The sequence below is a fragment of the Microbacterium sp. 4R-513 genome, assembly GCF_011046485.1.
Lineage (GTDB): Bacteria > Actinomycetota > Actinomycetes > Actinomycetales > Microbacteriaceae > Microbacterium.
Genome location: NZ_CP049256.1, coordinates 378,158 through 393,734, shown reverse-complemented (window position 1 = coordinate 393,734; position 15,577 = coordinate 378,158). Strand labels below are relative to the sequence as shown.

Genomic DNA, 15,577 nt, shown 5'->3' with positions numbered 1-15,577 from the left:
CCGACCCCGGAGCACGTCGATGCTCTCGAGTGTAGTAAACGTGCCGCACGACGATTCATTCCTTGACATGGAACGACTCGGAGGGCACCGGTCGGCCTACTCCAGGAGGGCCCGGGCGGTCGCCTCGTCGAGCACGAGATCGGTCGCGGTCTGCGCCGCGAGGGCGCCCCGCAGGCTCGCGAGCTTCGAGACGCCGGAGACGATGCACAGGCGCCGGGGAACCCGGCGCAGCAGGTCCAGGCTCGGTCCGGTCGCACGATCGTTCAGCGTGATGCCGTCGCTCGAGCCGTCCGCCCGGAAGAACACCGTCGCGATGTCACCGACGACCCCTTCGTCGGCCAGCTGCTCGAGCTCCGCCGACTCCAGGTAGCCGCCGCTGTAGACGTGGCTCGGCACCCGCGAGCCCGCGGAGCCGGTGCTGAACAGGACGAGGTCCATGTCGGCCTGCATGTCGAGGATGCGCCGCGTGCTGCGCTCGCGCCACATCGCCTCGCGCGTGCGGGGGTCGTCGAAGAAGGCCGGAACGGGGAACTGCTGGGCGCTGCCGCCGTAGGCCGCCGCGAAGCGGCTCAGGATCTCGCTCGCGTAGAGGAGTCCCGTCGTGTGGGTGTTGCCCGACCCGTTCAGCTGCACGAATGTCGTGCCCCGCACCGCCTTCGGCACGAGATGTCTGCTCACGGCGTCGGTCGTCGATCCCCAGGCGACCCCCACCGTCATGTCGTCGTGGAGCAGTTCGAGGAGCGCGTGACCGGCCGCGATCGCCACCCGCTGGAGGCGGTCGACCTCGCTGGCGTCGTCGGGCACGGGAACGACCTGCGCCGCGACGCCGAACCGCTCCGCGAGGCGCTCTTCGAGCCGCTGGGGGGCGGCGAAGGGAGACCGGATGCGGATGTCGACGATGCCGGTCGCGCGGGCCGACGTGAGAAGGCGCGACACCGTCGACCGGGAGGTCCCGAGCTCCTGTGCGATGGCCTCCATGGTGCGGTCCTGCACGTAATACAGGTGGGCCGCGGTGAGCGCCCGCGCGATCGTCGCGGCATCGGTGAGCTGCTCCATGCGCTCATCCTGCACGTATGTGCAGAAGGGCTGCAAGACCGTCCAGCGATGTCATGATGGAGGCACGTCCACGCGACAGGAGGCAGTGCCATGACGGCGTCGAGTTCGAAGCGGGGAGCGGGTGCCCTCGCGGAGCGGCCCCACGCCGACGTGCTGATCATCGGCGGCGGGATCAACGGCCTCGCGACATTCCGCGAGCTCGCCCTGCAGGGGGTGGACGTCGCCCTGGTCGAGCGCGGCGACTTCGTGAGCGGCGCGTCGGCGGCCTCGTCTCACATGATCCACGGCGGCATCCGCTACCTCGAGAACGGCGAATTCCGGCTCGTCCACGAGGCCGTGACCGAGCGCAACGGCCTGCTCCGCATCGCGCCGCACTATGTGAGCCCGCTCCAGACGACGATCCCGATCTACAGCACCTTCTCCGGCGTCCTCAGCGCCCCCCTCCGCTTCCTCCGCCACGGCGGCGGCAAGCCGCGCGAGCGCGGCGCCATGCTCATCAAGATCGGGCTCGTCATCTACGACTCGTTCTCGCGCAACGGCGGCCGCGTGCCCGCCCACTCCTTCCACGGGCGAAAGAAGTCGCTCGTCGCCCTGCCGCGCCTGAACCCGAAGGTCAAGTACACCGCGACGTACTGGGATGCCTCGCTCCACGATCCCGAGCGGCTCGCCCTCGACGTGCTGCGCGATGCGCTGACGGCCGGACGGGGCAGAGCCCGCGCCGCGAACTACACGGCGGCGGTCGGCGTGGACGATGGCCGCATCGTGCTGCGCGACCTCGAGACCGGCGACGAGACGCCGTTCTCGGCATCCGTCGTCGTCAATGCGTCGGGCCCGTGGACCGACATCACGAACACGGCCATCGGCCACGCCACGTCGTACATGGGCGGCACGAAGGGCTCGCACATCGTGCTCGACCACCCGGAGCTCCTCGAGGCGACCGCCGGCCGCGAGCTCTTCTTCGAGGGCAGCGACGGCCGCATCGTGCTCATCTACCCGCTCAAGGGCCGGGTGCTCGTCGGCACGACCGACCTCGAGCACGACATGGCCGACCCCATCGTGTGCACGGAGGAGGAGGTCGACTACTTCATCGACCTCGTCGGACAGGTGCTTCCCGACATCGCGGTCGACCGCTCGCAGATCGTCTACCGCTTCTCGGGCGTCCGGCCGCTGCCGGGTCACGGCGATGTGGCGGCCGGATTCGTGTCGCGCGACTACCGCATCGAGTCGGCGCCGCTCGAGGGTGCGCCGGGCACGACAGTGCTGAGCCTCGTGGGCGGCAAGTGGACGACGTTCCGCGCCTCCGGCGAGCGTCTCGCCGACCACGTGCTCGCTGTGCTGTCCCGGGCGCGCGTCCGTTCGACCAAGGGGCTCCCGATCGGGGGCGGCCGCGGCTATCCGACGAGCGAAGCGGCGCGTCGCCAGTGGCTCGCGGCCCACGAGGGCGGCTTCGGAGTCGAGCGTGCGGCCACGCTGCTCGACCGCTACGGTACGATCGCCGCCGATGTGATCGAGGCGATCGCCGACGATGACGACGACCGGCCCCTGAAGTCCGCGCCGGACTACAGCACGGCCGAGCTCCGCCACCTGGCCCGCACCGAGGCCGTCGTGCACCTCGACGACATCCTGCTGCGTCGGACCAGCCTCGCCTTCGTCGGTGCCGTCACCGCCGAGTCCGCCGCCGAGATCGCCGAGGCCATCGCTCCCGTCCTCGGCTGGAGTGCGCGCAAGCGCCAGGACGAGGTCGAGCGGGCGCTCGTGCGCGTGCACGCCGCGGACCCCAGCTGGCAGGGCGGGCGATCGGATGCCGCGACCGGCGACGCATCCCGATCGTCGGTCCCCGCCGAGCGATAGCCTGACCGCAGCCGTGCCCGGGCACCGGGCGGGCTTCTCGATGAAGAGGAGGCGCCGTGGCCGACCACGTCCTGGCGATCGATCAAGGAACAACATCGACCCGGGCGATCGTCTTCGACGCCCAGGGCGCGATCGTCTCGGTCGCGCAGCACGAGCACGCGCAGATCCTGCCGCGCGCGGGCTGGGTCGAGCACGATCCCGTCGAGATCTGGACGAACACGGAATGGGTCATGTCGTCGGCCCTTTCACGGGCGCGCCTCGGCGCCGGCGACCTCGTCGGCATCGGCGTCACCAACCAGCGCGAGACGGCCATCGTGTGGGACCGGCGCACCGGCCGGCCGATCTCGAATGCGATCGTGTGGCAGGACACCCGCACGCAGGGCCGGATCGACGCGCTCGCGGCCGAGGGCGGCAGCGACCGCTTCGCCGAGACGACGGGCCTCCCGCTTGCGACGTACTTCTCGGCGTCCAAGATCGCGTGGATCCTCGACAACGTCGCCGGTGCGCGCGAGGCCGCCGAGCGCGGCGACGTGGTGTTCGGCACGCCCGACACCTGGGTCGTCTGGAACCTCTCGGGCGGCATCCGCGGCGGCATCCACGTGACCGACGTCACGAACGCGAGCCGCACCCTCCTCATGGACCTGCAGACGCTCGACTGGTCGGATGAGCTGCTCGAGGTGTGGGGCATCCCGCGCGCCATGATGCCCGAGATCCGGTCGTCATCCGAGGTCCTGAGCGAGACGCAGCTCCCGGGTGTCGCGAGCGGTGCACCGATCGCGGGGATCCTCGGCGACCAGCAGGCGGCGACCTTCGGCCAGGCCGCCTTCGACACGGGCGAGTCGAAGAACACCTACGGCACGGGCAATTTCCTCCTCGTGAACACCGGCACCGAGATCGTGCGCTCGAAGCACGGGCTCATCACGACCGTCGCCTACCGGTGCGGCGACGAGCCCGCGCGCTACGCGCTGGAGGGCTCGATCGCCGTCACCGGCTCGCTCGTGCAGTGGCTGCGCGACAACCTCGGCATCATCGAGCGGTCCGAAGACGTCGAGACCCTCGCGGCCACGGTCGACGACAACGGGGGCGCGCACTTCGTGCCGGCCTTCTCGGGCCTGTTCGCGCCGTACTGGCGGCCCGACGCGCGCGGCGCGCTCGTCGGCCTCACGCGCTTCGTCAACCGTGCGCACATCGCGCGCGCGGCGCTCGAGTCGACAGCGTTCCAGACTCGCGACGTCATCGAGGCGGTCGTCGGCGACACGGACCGCACGCTCGACGAGCTGCGCGTGGACGGAGGGATGACGCGCGACGCGCTGCTCATGCAGTTCCAGGCCGACATCCTCGGCATCCCGGTCGTCCGTCCCCAGGTGATCGAGACGACCGCGCTCGGCGCCGCGTACGCCGCAGGCCTCGCGACCGGGCTGTGGAAAGGCCGCGACGAGCTGCGCGCGCACTGGAAGGAGGACGTGCGCTTCGAGCCGCGGATGGAAGAGGACGAGCGCGAGCGCCGCTACCGTCTGTGGCAGAAGGCCGTGTCGAAGTCGCTCGACTGGGTCGACGCCGACGTCGAGGACTGACCCCGGAGTCGCGCCCTACTTGAGCAGCCGCGACAGCCGCCGGTCGGCGAGGATCTTGCCGCCCGTCTGACACGTCGGGCAGTACTCCAGCGAGTTGTCGGCGAAGAAGACGCTGCGCACCGTGTCTCCGCACACCGGGCACGCCTCACCGCGACGGCCGTGCACCTGCATCCCGCGCCGCTTGGCGTCCTTGAGCTCCGCGGGCGGCTTCCCGGATGCCTCGGCCACCGCCTCGGTGAGGGTCGCGGTCATCGCGGTGAAGAGCCGGTCGATGTCGGCGTCGTCGAGGCTCGACGCCAGGGCGTACGGCGACATCTTCGCCGCATGCAGGATCTCGTCGGAGTAGGCGTTGCCGACGCCCGCGATGATCATCTGGTCGCGCAGGACGCCCTTGATCTGGGTCCGCCGCCCGGCGAGCAGCCCCGCAAACGTATCTCGATCGAACGACGGATCGAGCGGATCGGGGCCGAGGCGGGCGACGCCCGGAACGTCGGACGGGTCGCGCACGACGTACACCGCGAGGGACTTCTTCGTGCCGGCCTCGGTCAGGTCGAAGCCGGAGCCGTCGCTCAGCGCGACCCGGAGTGCGATCGGGGTCTTGCCCGGCCTGATGAGGGTGGTCGGCAGCTGTTCGTAGAACCGGAGCCAGCCGGCCTTGGCCAGGTGGAAGACGAGGTGGGGCGAGGCATCCGTCCCCTTCGTCGCGATGTCGAGGAACTTCCCGTGGCGCTCGACGCCGGTGATCTCGGCTCCGTGGAGGGCATGGACCGGTGGGTCGTACGTCTTGAGCGCCGCGATGTTCGCGACCGTGACGCGCGTGAACTCGAGGCCCGTCAGACGACCTCGGAGGAAGTCGACGAGCCCTTGCACCTCTGGCATCTCGGGCATGCGCCCATCCTGGCATGGCGCGCCGACGCGCGGCCCCGTCGGGAACCGCCCGGTCTCGCGCCACAAGCGAACGGGGCTCAGCCGAGGACGGGCCAGTCCTGCGGCAGGCGGTCGTCGGTCGCGAGGAGTCCCGCGACCCAGCCGTCGTCGCGCTGGCCCGAGCCGTTGCGCAGCGCCTGACGGAGCGTCCCCTCGTACCGGAAGCCGAGGGCGCGCGCGATGCGCGCCGAGCCGATGTTGCCGACCACCGCGCGCCACTCGATGCGCTGCAGGGCGAGTCCTTCGGGTGAGAAGGCCCAGTCCACGACGGCTCGGGATGCCTCGGTGCCGAAGCCCCTTTGCCGCGCCGCGGGGGCCATCCAGTAGCCGAGCTCGGCCGCGCCCGCGCCCTGCCGGTAGAGGCCGATCATGCCGGCGAGCGCGTCGCCGTCGCGGATCGCCCACGTCTGCTCGGTGTCTTCGGCCCAGTTCTTCGCCACGCGCCCGATGAAGTCCTCGGCGTGGCGACGCTCGTACGGCGATGGCACAGTGGTGTACCGCCGGATCGCGGGGTCCTGGCACGCCTCGAAGACGGCGTCGACATCGGCCTCGACGGGGAGAGACAGCTCGAGGCGCTCGGTGCGCAGAGTGACGGGTTCCATCACGCGCGCCGGAGCAGGCCGACCTTGTCGTACACGTCGTTGAGGGTGCCCCGCGCGACCTCCTCGGCCTTCGCCGCATTCGCCGCGAGGACGCGGTCGAGCTCGGCTGGATCGTCGAGCAGCTCGAGCGCCCGCTGGCGCACGGGCCCGAACTCGTTCACGACGACCTCGGCGAGGCCCTTCTTGAAGTCGCCGTAGCCACGACCGGCGTACTCGTCCTCGATCGCCGGGATCTGCCGACCCGTGAGTGCGGCGTAGATCACGAGCAGGTTCGAGACGCCCGGCTTGCTCTCGCGGTCGTAGCGCACCGACCCCTCGCTGTCGGTCACGGCCCGCATGACCTTCTTCGCCGAAACCGCGGGGTCGTCGAGCAGCCACAGCACACCGGCATCCGACTCTGCGGACTTCGACATCTTGGACGTCGGGTTCTGCAGGTCGTAGATGCGCGCGGTCTCCTGCTGGATCACGGGCATCGGCACAGTGAACGTCTGCCCGTAGCGGCTGTTGAAGCGCTCGGCCAGGTCGCGCGTGAGCTCGACGTGCTGCTTCTGGTCGTCGCCGACGGGCACGATGTCGGTCTGGTACAGCAGGATGTCGGCCGCCATCAGCACGGGGTAGGTGAAGAGTCCGACCGACGTCGCGTCGGCGCCGTAGCGCTGCGACTTGTCTTTGAACTGCGTCATGCGCCCGGCCTCGCCGAAGCCCGTGATCGTCGACAGCACCCACGCGAGCTCTGGGTGCGCGGGCACGTGCGACTGCACGTAGAGCGTGGACTTCGACGGCTCGATGCCCGCCGCGATGTACTGAGCCGCCGTGCGGCGCGTCTTCTCGCGCAGCTCGGCGGGGTCGTTCGGCTGCGTGAGCGCGTGCAGGTCGACGACGGAGAAGAACGCGTCGTACGCCTCCTGGAGGTCGCGCCACTGCATGAGCGCCCCGATGTAATTGCCGATCTGGAGCGAGTCGGCGGAGGGCTGCATGCCGGAGTACAGGCGCGGTTTCGTCACCGATCAATCCTATTCGCGAAGGACGGATGCCCCGTCCCGCGGGCTCGGGGGCGTCAGGCGCCGAAAGCGTAGTCGGCGACGACCGGGGCGTGATCGCTCCACCGCGTGTCCCACGACGGCGCCCGGACGACGCGGTAGTCGCCCACCCGGGCCGCGAGGTCGGGGGTGGCGAGGTGGTAGTCGATGCGCCAGCCGGTGTCGTTGTCGAACGCCTTGCCGCGGCTGGACCACCATGTGTACGGGCCGTCGACCTCGCCGGCGAACGTCCGTCCGATGTCGACCCACCCGAGCCCCGGGCCGACCGATCCGTCGACGCCCGTGACCTCCGACCCGAGGGGCCCGAGGAACCGGTCGAAGTAGGCGCGCTCGCGGGGGAGGAAGCCGGCCTTCTTGACGTTGCCCTTCCAGTTGCGGATGTCGAATTCGCGGTGGCCGACGTTGAGGTCGCCCATGATGAGGCTGAGCGGCCGCTCGGCGGCGAGCAGCGGCATCCGTCTCTCCATCGCGTCGAGGAAGGCCCACTTCGCGTCCTGCCGAGGCGTCTCGGCCTCGCCCGTCGGCACGTACGCGCTCACGACGGTCAGCAGCTCGCCGTCGACGTCGAAGTCGGCCTCGATCCACCGGCCCGCGGAGTCGAGCGTCTCGTCGTCGCTCAGCACCCGGCGGACATCGACCGAGTCGGTGCGAGAGGCGATCGCGACCCCGGCGCGACCCTTCGCCAGTGCCTCGTCGTTGACGAGCTGCCAGCCGGGGAGCGACGCGGCGAGGTCGTCGACCGTGGCACGCACCTCCTGCAGGGCGAGGATGTCGACGTCCGCCTGCTCGAGCCAGGGGATCATCCCCTTGCGGGCGGCGGCGCGGATGCCGTTGACGTTGACGGAGGCGATGCGGACGCGGCGTGGCACGACGGCAAGCCTACTTGCGGCTCCCGACGTTCTTCGGGCGGGGGCGCTGCCCGTTCGCGCTCGGCGGCGGGGGAGCGGATGCCTCGACCTCGGCGAGCTCCTGCTCGGCCTGCCGCAGGGCCCGGTCCGCCGCCCAGATGCCGTACCACGGCGCGTGCGCGCGGGACTCCTGGGCCGTGCGCAGGCGCACGTGCGCCGCGACGACGAGCGCCCGATGCTCGGCGGCGAGCTTGTCGGCCTCGGAGGGCTCGAGGAGCGGGACATTGCGGTCGCCGGCTGATGTCGCGATCCACGCGGCCGCGACGAGCATGATGATGCCGACGATCTTGAACCACAGAAGCAGTCCGACGAAGATCGCGAACGTCGCGAGCAGGGGATTGGACGGCGTGTAGCTGACCAGCAGGCCGGCGCCGAGGAGCACGACCGTGACGGCGGCGCCGCCGAGGAGCGAGCCGGGCCAGATGCGTCGCCACTGCAGCGTCGCCCCCGTGAGGAAGCGGAACAGCGCCGCCAGCGCCGACGAGATGATGATGAACGACACGACGAGCGAGCCGATGCGCAGCGACGAGGCGATCCCCGACGACGCGTCGAGTCCGAGCCATCCGAAGATGAGGGTGATCGCCCACGTGCTCATCGTGCTGAGGCCCGCGCCGACGACGAGGGCGATCCCGAAGATGAACGCGGCGAGCAGGTCGCGCGCCTTGAGGAGGACGTAGGAGCGGTGGTCGTACGGGAGCTCGAAGATGTCGCGCACGGCCCGCCGTGAGTACGTGACGAAGCCGATCGCGGTCCAGATGAGGGCGCCGAGGGCGATGACGCCGGTGATCCCGAGCACCCCGGTGCTCTCGGTCGCGACGGCTTGCACCTGCGCGGGCGTGACGATGCCGCCCTCGTCGCTGATGAGGTTCGGGATGTAGCTGTTGATGACGTTGATCAGCGCCTGAACCGCCTGCTCGCTGCCGCCGAGCCACAGCCCGATGCCGGCGAAGGCGACGTAGATCGCCGCGAACACCGCGAAGAGCGCCTGGTAGCTCACGCCCGCCCCGAGGAGGAAGCCGTTCGTCTGCAGGAAGTGCCGCCACACCCTCACCGGGAACCAGGCGAGGGTGGCCTGGGTCAGCTCCGTGGCGCGCGAGATCGGGCGGTCGAACCGCTGCCGCAGGTTCGTCTGGGTCTGGTCCCAGCGCTCGCGGAGGGCCTGCTCCTCCTCCTTGGCCTTCGCGGCCGCATCGCGCTTGCCCGGCGCGTCGCGAGACGCGGCGGAGCTCGGGGGCGAGGCGGTCACGCTGGACAGACTAGCGAGGGACGGATGCCTCGGCACCGCGCCTCACCCGCGACGGGTCGCACCCGCGAAGCGGCCGCGGGAGCGCGGCATCCGTCGTCGGATCGCCTGTCAGCGCTTGCCGCGCAGGACCGCCTGCTTGACGTCGGCGATCGCCTTGGTGACCTCGATGCCGCGCGGGCACGCCTCGGTGCAGTTGAAGGTCGTGCGGCAGCGCCACACGCCCTCCTTGTCGTTGAGGATGTCGAGGCGGACGGCGGCGGCGTCGTCGCGCGAGTCGAAGATGAAGCGGTGTGCATTGACGATCGCGGCGGGCCCGAAGTACTGGCCGTCGGTCCAGAACACGGGGCACGACGACGTGCACGCGGCGCACAGGATGCACTTCGTGGTGTCGTCGAAGACCTCGCGGTCGACGATCGACTGGATGCGCTCCTTGCCCGGCTCGGGCTTCGAGTTCGCGATGAGGAACGGCTGCACTTCGCGGTACGACGCGAAGAACGGCTCCATGTCGACGATGAGGTCCTTCTCGAGCGGCAGGCCCTTGATCGCCTCGACGTAGATCGGCTGCGAGATGTCGAGGTCCTTGATGAGCGTCTTGCACGCGAGCCGGTTGCGGCCGTTGATGCGCATCGCGTCCGATCCGCAGATTCCGTGCGCGCACGAGCGGCGGAACGACAGCGAGCCGTCGACCTCCCACTTGATCTTGTGCAGTGCGTCGAGAACGCGGTCCGTCGAGTAGAGCTCGACGTCGTAGTCGACCCAGCGCGGCTCTTCGTCGACCTCGGGATCGAAGCGCCGGATGATGAAGGTGATGATGAAGGACTGGATGCCGGTGTCGTCGGCAGCGGACTGCGCCTCCGCCGGAGCGTCGGCGTCGGTGCGCTCGATGATGTCGGTCGCGGACGTCGCCATCGTCAGTACTTCCTCTCCAACGGCGGGTAGCGCAACTCGCCGGCCTCGTTCTTCGTGAAGACGACGGGCTTCCAGTCGAGCCGGATGTGGTCCTCGGGGTGCGACGAGTGGGCGTCGCCCGAGAGGTAGGCCATCGTGTGCTTCATGTAGTTCTCGTCGTCGCGCTGCGGGTAGTCGTCGCGCATATGGCCGCCACGGCTCTCTTTGCGGTTGCGGGCGGTCACGACCACGACCTCGGCGAGGTCCAGCAGGAAGCCCAGTTCCACAGCCTCCAGCAGATCGGTGTTGTAGCGCTTGCCCTTGTCGTCGACGTGCACGTTGCGGTAGCGGTCGCGGAGGTCGGCGATGACGTCCATGACCTCCGAGAGCGACTGGTCGGTGCGGAAGACCTGCGCCTTGCGGTCCATCTCGTCCTGAAGCGTCTTGCGGAGGACGGCGATGCGCTCGGTGCCGGGGTTGTTGCGCAGCCCCTCGAGCATGTCGCGGACGTCCTTCGCGGGGTCGTCGGGCAGCTCGACGAAGTCGGCCGTCTGGACGTACTCGACGGCATTCCGGCCGGCGCGCTTGCCGAAGACGTTGATGTCCAGGAGCGAGTTCGTGCCCAGGCGGTTCGAGCCGTGCACCGAGACGCACGCGCACTCGCCGGCCGCATAGAGGCCGGGCACGACGGTCGTGTTGTCGGCCAGCACCTCGGCGTTCGTGTTGGTGGGGATGCCGCCCATCGCGTAGTGCGCCGTCGGCATGACCGGCACCGGCTCGACGACCGGGTCGACACCGAGGTAGGTGCGGGCGAACTCCGTGATGTCGGGGAGCTTCGTCTCGAGCACCTCGGCGCCGAGGTGCGTGCAGTCCAGCAGCACGTAGTCGCGGTGCGGGCCGGCGCCGCGTCCCTCGGCGACCTCCTGCACCATGCAGCGGCTGACGATGTCGCGCGGCGCGAGGTCTTTGATCGTCGGCGCATAGCGCTCCATGAAGCGCTCGCCCGAGACGTTGCGCAGGATCGCGCCCTCACCGCGGGCGCCCTCGGTGAGCAGGATGCCGAGTCCGGCGAGGCCGGTCGGGTGGAACTGGAAGAACTCCATGTCCTCGAGCGGCAGGCCCTTGCGCCACACCACTCCCACGCCGTCGCCCGTGAGCGTGTGCGCGTTGGAGGTCGTCTTGAATATCTTGCCGAAACCGCCCGTCGCGAAGATGACGGCCTTGGAGTGGAAGACGTGGAGGTCGCCCGTGGCCAGCTCGTAGGCCACGACGCCGGCGACCTCGGTCTTGCCCGCGGCATCCTTCACCGTGATCAGGTCGAGGACGTAGAACTCGTTGAAGAAGTTGATGCCCAGCTTGACGCAGTTCTGGAACAGCGTCTGGAGGATCATGTGACCCGTGCGGTCGGCGGCGTAGCACGCGCGGCGGACGGGCGTCTTGCCGTGATCGGCGGTGTGACCGCCGAAGCGGCGCTGGTCGATCTTGCCCTCGGGCGTGCGGTTGAAGGGCAGGCCCATGTTCTCGAGGTCGATGACCGCGTCGATCGCCTCTTTCGCGAGGATCTCGGCGGCGTCCTGGTCGACGAGGTAGTCGCCGCCCTTGACCGTGTCGAACGTGTGCCACTCCCACGAGTCCTCTTCGACGTTCGCGAGGGCCGCCGCCATGCCGCCCTGCGCCGCACCGGTGTGCGAGCGGGTGGGGTAGAGCTTCGTGATGACCGCGGTCTTCGCGCCGGGGCCGGCTTCGATCGCGGCACGCATCCCGGCTCCGCCGGCGCCCACGATGACGATGTCGAACTGGTGGTAGTGGACGCCGTTCTTGACGACGCCGTCGGTGGTCTGGGTGCTCACGGAAAGGATGCTCTCGTCTCTGTCGTACTCGCGGCGACCGTCAGCCCGCGACGCTCTGGCACATCTCCCAGAGGGAGCTGTCCGCGGTGACGCCGATGCAGGGGTCGAAGGTGAACACCACGAGGGTGCCGAGGAGGATGAGGAAGGCGGCGGCGAGCCACAGCGCCCAGACGAGCACGCGGCGGACGCCGTTGTGGGTCACGTAGTCGTTGACGATGGTGCGCATGCCGTTGGCGCCGTGGATCAGCGCGAGCCACAGCATCAGCACGTCCCACCACTGCCAGAACGGCGTGGCGTACTTGCCCGCCACGAAGGCGAAGTCGATCTGATGGATGCCCTCGCCCACCATGAGGTTCACGAACAGGTGGCCGAAGATCAGCACGACCAGCAGCACGCCGGAGGCGCGCATGTAGATCCAGCCCCACTTCTCGAGGTTCGGACCCCTGCGCCGCGTGCGGACGACGGGGGAGCGCGGGTCTGCGATGGCGGCGGTCATCAGTGGCCCCCTCCCGTCGAGGCGAAGACGTTCATGAGGTGGCGCGGCGCGAAGCCGAGCATCGTGACGGCCCAGATGCCGAGCACGCCCCACCACAGCTGACGCTGCATGCGCGTGGCCCACGGCCACAGGTCGACCGCGATGATGCGCAGGCCGTTGAAGGCGTGGTACGCGATCGCCGCGACGAGAACGACTTCTCCGAGGCCCATGATCGGGTTCTTGTACGTGCCGATGACGGCGTCGTACGCCTCGGGCGAGACCCGGATCAGCGCCGTGTCGAGCACGTGCACGAGGAGGAAGAAGAAGATGGCGACGCCGGTGATGCGGTGGAGGACCCACGACCACATCCCCTCGCGTCCGCGGTAGAGGGTGCCGCGCGGCACTCTCGATGTGGTCTCGGCGACCGACGGTGTGACGCGTGCTGGTGCTGACACGGGCCGTCCTCCCTGACTCGAACACTGTGTGCGGGGGCGGATCTCTGCCCCTCGGGGATGGCTCCCCTGCGTCACGCGGGCGCCCCCACATCCTATTCCCGTCCTGTGAACAGGGGGGATTAGGCCTGCCTTACTATCTCGACGTCGAGATAATGCGGGGCGTGCGCGACGTTCCCGACCGCGGGGTGCGGATGCCGCAGCATCCGTCTTCACGCCCCGGACAACTGCCCGACATCCCCGCGCAACGCCCCTGGGTAGCCTTGACCGCATGGTCGACCCCATCGAGGACTTCTACGCCGTCATCCCCGCCGGAGGCATCGGCAGCAGGCTGTGGCCGCTCTCGCGCGCCGACGCGCCGAAGTTCCTGCACGACCTGACGGGGTCGGGACAGACGCTGCTGCGGGACACGTGGGACCGGCTGGAGCCCCTCGCCGGCGCCGATCGGATCGCCGTCGTGACGGGCCGAGCCCACCGGGCCGCCGTCGAGCGGGAGCTCCCAGGAGTGCCCGACAAGAACGTCTTCCTCGAGTCCGAGCCCCGCGACTCCTCCGCCGCCATCGGCCTCGCTGCGGCGATCCTGTCGCGGCGCGAGCCCGACGTCATCATCGGATCGTTCGCGGCCGACCACGTCATCCGCGGCACGCAGGTCTTCGACTGGGCCGTGCGCCAAGCGGTGGCGACGGCGCGCGAAGGCTACATCTGCACGATCGGCATCCCTCCGGTCGAGCCCTCCGTCGGCTTCGGCTACATCAAGAAGGCGGGCGAGCTCGTCATCGACGGGGCGCCTGAGGCGGCGCTCGTCGAGCGCTTCGTCGAGAAGCCCGACCTCGAGACCGCGAAGGCCTACTTCGCCGACCGCTCCTACCTCTGGAACGCGGGCATGTTCATCACGCGCGCCGACGTCCTGCTCGCCGAGCTCGCGCAGAGCGAGCCCGAGCTCCACTCGGGCCTCATGGAGCTCGCCGAGGCGTGGGACGACCGCGACGCCCGCGGACCGGTCGTCGACCGCGTGTGGCCGAGCCTCAAGAAGATCGCGATCGACTACGCCGTCGCCGAGCCCGCCGCCGCACGCGGCAAGCTGGCCGTCATCCCCGGGCACTTCGACTGGGACGACATCGGCGACTTCGCGAGCCTCGCCAAGCTCAACAGCCACGGCCGCGGCAACGACCTGGCGATCCTCGGGCAGAACGCGCGCATCCTCGCCGATGCGTCGAGCGGGATCGTGGTGAGCCAGACCAATCGCGTCATCAGCCTCATCGGCGTCAAGGACATCGTCGTCGTCGACACCCCCGACGCGCTCCTCGTGACGACCAGCGAGCACGCGCAGCGGGTCAAGGGCGTGGTCGACGCGCTCAAGGTGAACGGGCGCAGCGAAGTGCTCTGATGAGCCGCAGTCGCGCGGAATGCGGCATCCGGTTCCGCGCGTGTTGCGTCTTTGTAACCATTCGCTCGCACAGGGGTGCTGAGCATGCAACTGCCCGGTCACACTGGGTAACTTCTTCTGATGCACCCGCGAGGTCCGCGGGTCTTCTTCCGTGGAGGCAGAGTTGACCACTTCTACCCGAAAGCGAGTGCTCGGCGGCCTGGTCGCCGCGAGCCTCTTCGTCGCCCTTGCTGGCTGCGCGTCCGCACCCGAAGAGTCCGAGTCCACGGGCGAGGCCAGCGGCGGCGCCGTCGACGGCTTCAAGCCGTGCATGGTCTCCGACGCCGGCGGCTTCGACGACAAGTCCTTCAACCAGCTCGGCTACGAGGGCCTCCAGAAGGCGGCCGAGGAGCTCGGTGTCGAGCCCATCGCCGTCGAGTCGAGCTCCGAGTCGGACTACGCGCCGAACATCACGAGCCTCGTCGACCAGAACTGCACCATGATTATCACGGTCGGCTTCGCGCTCGCGTCGGCCGCGTCCGAGGCGGCCCAGGCGAACCCCGACATCGACTTCGTGTCGATCGACGACATCGTCGACACCGACTTCGACGGCAAGACGGATGCCTCGAACATCAAGCCGATCGTCTTCGACACGGCTCAGGCGGCATTCCTCGGCGGCTACGCGGCGGCGTCGTACTCCCAGGCCAAGAAGGTCGGCACCTTCGGCGGCATGAACTTCCCGACCGTCACCATCTTCATGGACGGCTTCAAGCAGGGCGTCGACTACTGGAACCAGGAGAACGGCGACAGCGTCCAGGTCATCGGCTGGGACGGCACCGACGGGGTCTTCACGGGTGGCTTCGAGGCGAACCAGGACGCGATCAACGCTGCCCAGGGCATCGTCGACCAGGGCGTCGACGTGCTGCTCCCCGTCGGCGGCCCGATCTACCAGAGCGCCGCGTCGGTCATCCGCTCGTCGGGGCGTGACATCGCCCTCCTCGGCGTGGACGCCGACGTGTTCGAGACCGACCCGAGCGTCGCGGACCTGCTCCTCACCTCGATCCGCAAGCTGATCGACGTGGGTGTCGAAGAGGCCGTCACCGAGGCGGGCCAGGGCAACTTCAACAGCGAGAAGTTCGTCGGCACGCTCGAGAACGAGGGCGTGGGCCTGGCCCCGTTCCACGACTTCGAGAGCAAGGTCTCGCCCGACCTGCAGAAGCAGCTCGACACGATCAAGGCCGGCATCATCGACGGCTCGATCAAGGTCAACTCGTACCTCGCGGGCTGATCCACTCTCCCTGTGGGGAGGCCGGCATGCCGGCCTCCCCACAGTCGTCTCCGG

General features: G+C 69.5%; 14 protein-coding genes. 4 read left to right on the top strand and 10 right to left on the bottom strand.

The features are described from left to right. Positions 1 to 96 precede the first annotated feature (96 nt). Entirely contained in the window at positions 97 to 1,056 is a 960-nt protein-coding gene (locus tag G5T42_RS01815; protein WP_165124622.1) for a sugar-binding transcriptional regulator, read from the bottom strand. Between the two features lie 90 nt (positions 1,057 to 1,146). On the opposite strand from G5T42_RS01815, the gene G5T42_RS01810 reads away from it, so the two are divergent. Both G5T42_RS01810 and glpK read left to right on the top strand, forming a co-directional pair. Next, complete coding sequence (locus G5T42_RS01810) at positions 1,147 to 2,907, top strand: glycerol-3-phosphate dehydrogenase/oxidase (protein ID WP_165124619.1); 1,761 nt, start codon at positions 1,147 to 1,149, stop codon at positions 2,905 to 2,907. 56 nt (positions 2,908 to 2,963) lie between these two features. Beyond that, positions 2,964 to 4,481, top strand: a complete 1,518-nt coding sequence (gene glpK / locus G5T42_RS01805) for a glycerol kinase GlpK (protein WP_165124616.1) — start codon at positions 2,964 to 2,966, stop codon at positions 4,479 to 4,481. A gap of 15 nt (positions 4,482 to 4,496) precedes the next feature. On the opposite strand, the gene G5T42_RS01800 is transcribed toward glpK, so the two are convergent. From G5T42_RS01800 to sdhC, 9 genes are all read right to left on the bottom strand, one after another. Then, entirely contained in the window at positions 4,497 to 5,369 is an 873-nt protein-coding gene (locus tag G5T42_RS01800) for an Fpg/Nei family DNA glycosylase (RefSeq protein WP_165124613.1), read from the bottom strand. A 77-nt stretch (positions 5,370 to 5,446) separates the two neighbouring features. Next, positions 5,447 to 6,010, bottom strand: coding sequence for a GNAT family N-acetyltransferase (locus G5T42_RS01795; RefSeq protein WP_165124610.1), 564 nt, complete (start codon positions 6,008 to 6,010; stop codon positions 5,447 to 5,449). Continuing rightward, positions 6,010 to 7,014, bottom strand: a complete 1,005-nt coding sequence (trpS, locus tag G5T42_RS01790; protein ID WP_165124607.1) for a tryptophan--tRNA ligase — start codon at positions 7,012 to 7,014, stop codon at positions 6,010 to 6,012. Before trpS ends, G5T42_RS01795 begins: the two co-directional genes overlap by 1 nt. Before the next feature lie 53 nt (positions 7,015 to 7,067). Then, positions 7,068 to 7,919, bottom strand: a complete 852-nt coding sequence (locus G5T42_RS01785; protein WP_165124604.1) for an exodeoxyribonuclease III — start codon at positions 7,917 to 7,919, stop codon at positions 7,068 to 7,070. 10 nt (positions 7,920 to 7,929) lie between these two features. Further along, entirely contained in the window at positions 7,930 to 9,204 is a 1,275-nt protein-coding gene (locus G5T42_RS01780) for a YihY/virulence factor BrkB family protein (protein ID WP_165124601.1), read from the bottom strand. Positions 9,205 to 9,312: 108 nt separating this feature from the next. After that, a complete protein-coding gene (locus G5T42_RS01775) occupies positions 9,313 to 10,113 on the bottom strand; it encodes a succinate dehydrogenase iron-sulfur subunit (protein WP_241245921.1) in 801 nt (266 codons plus the stop codon). A 2-nt stretch (positions 10,114 to 10,115) separates the two neighbouring features. Then, positions 10,116 to 11,942 carry a succinate dehydrogenase flavoprotein subunit gene (gene sdhA, locus G5T42_RS01770; protein ID WP_165124598.1) on the bottom strand — a complete coding sequence of 609 codons (1,827 nt, stop codon included), beginning with the start codon at positions 11,940 to 11,942 and terminating at the stop codon, positions 10,116 to 10,118. Positions 11,943 to 11,982: 40 nt separating this feature from the next. Next, positions 11,983 to 12,438 (bottom strand): succinate dehydrogenase hydrophobic membrane anchor subunit, encoded by a 456-nt coding sequence (locus G5T42_RS01765; RefSeq protein ID WP_165124595.1) that lies wholly within the window; start codon positions 12,436 to 12,438, stop codon positions 11,983 to 11,985. Beyond that, positions 12,438 to 12,872 carry a succinate dehydrogenase, cytochrome b556 subunit gene (gene sdhC, locus G5T42_RS01760; protein WP_165124592.1) on the bottom strand — a complete coding sequence of 145 codons (435 nt, stop codon included), beginning with the start codon at positions 12,870 to 12,872 and terminating at the stop codon, positions 12,438 to 12,440. Before sdhC ends, G5T42_RS01765 begins: the two co-directional genes overlap by 1 nt. A 268-nt stretch (positions 12,873 to 13,140) precedes the next feature. Between sdhC and G5T42_RS01755 the strand changes: the two genes are divergently transcribed. Further along, a complete protein-coding gene (locus G5T42_RS01755) occupies positions 13,141 to 14,256 on the top strand; it encodes a mannose-1-phosphate guanylyltransferase (RefSeq protein ID WP_165124589.1) in 1,116 nt (371 codons plus the stop codon). 163 nt (positions 14,257 to 14,419) lie between these two features. Then, the gene (locus tag G5T42_RS01750) at positions 14,420 to 15,523 is read left to right on the top strand and encodes a BMP family ABC transporter substrate-binding protein (RefSeq protein WP_165124586.1); all 1,104 of its coding nucleotides are present in this window, start codon (positions 14,420 to 14,422) and stop codon (positions 15,521 to 15,523) included. Positions 15,524 to 15,577 lie beyond the last annotated feature (54 nt).